The organism is Protofrankia sp. CiP1_Cm_nod4, from assembly GCF_982290645.1.
The window spans coordinates 49,345-52,156 of record NZ_CEVIVC010000020.1; the positions used below are offsets into that span (position 1 = coordinate 49,345).

Annotated in this window: 1 protein-coding gene; it reads left to right on the plus strand. The window is 67.2% G+C overall.

Going from position 1 to position 2,812, the window contains the following annotated elements; genetic code table 11:
- On the plus strand, positions 1–2,509 hold a 2,509-nt coding region (locus tag AC5LSR_RS06555), incomplete at its 5' end, for a type 1 periplasmic-binding domain-containing protein (protein WP_493468248.1).
- Between the last annotated feature and the right edge of the window lie 303 nt (positions 2,510–2,812).

Here is a 2,812-nt window from a genome sequence, read left to right on the forward strand (position 1 = left end):
ATGCCGTTTCCGTACGTACGTGTTCGCGGACTGGCTGACCCGGCAGCAACTCGCTCCTCTTCCCCCTGGCAAAACCCGGAAAGAGGTACTCGGCGAACGCCTGCGGGCCAAGCTCGCGGGCGCCCACAACGGCGCCAACCCACTGCTGGACGGCCTGTCCGGCCTGACCCGGCTGCTGCTGGCCGTGCTCATCATCGTCGGGCCGAGGGCCCGGTTCCGGCTCTGGCAGTCCGGATATATTCCCGTGCCAGGCCTGGTCCGCACCCGCTGGTTCATGAGACAGCGGCTGTTTCCCGCGGAGAACGGGGAGGGATTCGCTTCTTTCGCCGTCCGTCTCGCCGCGGACACCCACCGCGTTCCCGAGGAGGAGGCCCAGCGGGAACATCTGCTGGTCGACGCCTTTCTCCACGACCTGCGGGCCGTCTACCGGCGCCGGTTCTGGCGGCTATGGGCGTGGCGGCGCACCGCCCGGGTCCTGGCTCTCATCGACAACATCGCCGACGACCCGCAGGGCGAGCGGCTCCTGGACATGATCATCACCGTCCGCGACAGCACCCGGAAGAACGACCCCCTCCTGCTGGTCGCCGGCTACCAGGCCGACACCATCCCGCAGCCGCCCCCGCAGCCTCTCCTGTCCGCCGCCAACGCGGCGGACGCGCTCGACGCCTGGAACACTGCCGAGCCACCCAGCGGCGCGGACTGGCGGCTGTGGCTACGGATACCCGCCTTCGCGTCAGCACCGCCGTCCGAGGAGACGGTCGGACCACATGCCAGGGGATGGGGGCAGCACCTGTCCGCGCCAAAGCCTCCGCTATGGGCGCGCCGATGGGCGCTGCGTTCGCTCGCGGTCGTGCTCCTGGCGGCCGTGGTCCTCGGGATTCTCCGGTACGGCACCCACGTATTCGATCATGACGGCTGCTGGTCGCGAACGGGTGTCTCGGTGTCCTGGGTCAACGGCCAGTGCGTCGGCTACAGCGACGGCAGCTACCGGTTCAACGCCGGGAGAAAATCGATTTCCGGCGACCGTCTGCTCGCCGTGCAACAGGAGATCGCTAGGCAGAACCGGTGCGCGGTGAAACTCGCCGCTCTGTCACCGGGTAATATTCCGTACACGCTCATGACGCTGGTCTACTTTGCCGGCCTCACCGGGGAGACCGAAACCGACTGGACCGCGGCACAGGTCGCGGAGCTGGAAGGGCTGTTGACCTGGCAGCACACGCTGAACCAGAAACAGGACATTCCGGAGTGCGGGACGTTAGGAGCTGATTCGTCCGTCCCGAGGATGGCGCTGCGCGTCCTCATCGCCAACGGCGGCAGTCACATGAGGTACGCCGACCTGGTAGCGCGCGATCATCTCGTGCCGCTGGCCGCCCGTCCCCGGGAAAAAGTGCTCGGCGTCATCGGCATGGACCGGAGCAACATGGACACCGGCCGGGCCGTCGCCACACTCGGGAACGCCCGTATACCCGTGATCGCCACCACCCTGTCCGGGGACGCCATGGAGATCTTCTCACCGTCCTACTTCCAGATGGTGCCGAACAACCGGCGGGAGGCCCAGCTCGCCACCGCCTATGCCAAGAAAGCACAGCAGGGAATCAGCGTGTACTACCCACGGTCGCCTGGTGATCCCCGCGGCCAGGAGGGGGACCCGGCCGTGGACGACCTCTACGTCTCCACCCTGGTGCAGGACGTCAGGAACGAGGCCACCCGGGCCGGGCTCCGCTACGAACCGCACGGCTGGGGACCCGGGGAGAACACACCGGACTGGTTCCGTGAGCGGTGCGCGGGCGAGAACCAGAGCAATCTGCTCTTCTTCGCCGGCCGGTACAACGACTTCCCCGGCTTCCTCGACGGTATGCGCGCCTGCCTGGACCGGGTCCTCGCCGACGACTCGGTGTCGCGGTACGTGGTCCAGGCGGCAGGACAGTGGAACAACACGACCGCCTTCCGCTTCGTGTCAAAAGGCGCTCCCGTGGTGCTCGCCGGCAAGAAGTGCCTCGACGGGACCCTGACCCAGGGCCTGTTTGTGAGCAGGTCGCTGGAGGACTTCTGTCACCGCCTGAAGAGCATGTACGAGGCGACCGGGAGGGCCCAGCACCAGACACTGTGGGCGGACGAGCGGATCGGCATCTCCTACGATGCCGCCAAGCTGTTCGTCGACATGGTCACCAAGAATACGGCGATCGACAGGACAGGCATCGAGAAGCAGCTGCGGCAGGACTCCCCCACGTCGTGCGAGGACGTGAAGAACTTTCCGGCGACCGCGTGGCCGGGAGCAACCGGATGCAACGACTTCAACGCCTCCCAGATAGCGCAGAGCAAACAGCTGACCGTGATCTACATCGATCTCTCCTGGAAGGAGCTCCCCCCGTACGACCCGTCGAACCAGAACCGGCAGGCCACCGGCGGGCAGCCGTGCCAGTTCGTCATCAGCGGCCGGGAGCCGAAAACCAGCGACGACTGCCTCACGCTCGACAAGTGGCCGCTCTACCCCACCGCAGGCGGTTGACGGCATGGAACATCCCGGCCCCGCTCCCAACGCACATCCACCGGCAACTTTCAAGATCAAATATGGCGCCAGGAGTCGTCAACAGCGTTGACTACGGCGTGGGCAAAGGAAAAGGACCCCGAACGGGCGGGGTCGGGTGGGGTCGAGAACCGGGTGCCTCAGAACAGCCCGGCGGCGCTGCGGTGGGGCGCGGTGTCCTGGCCGGCCAGCTTCGCGACGGCGTCCCGGGTCGCGATCGACCCCGGGCCGATCCCACTGATACTCAGCGTGGCGGCCGCGGCGGCGAACCGGACCGCGTCGCTG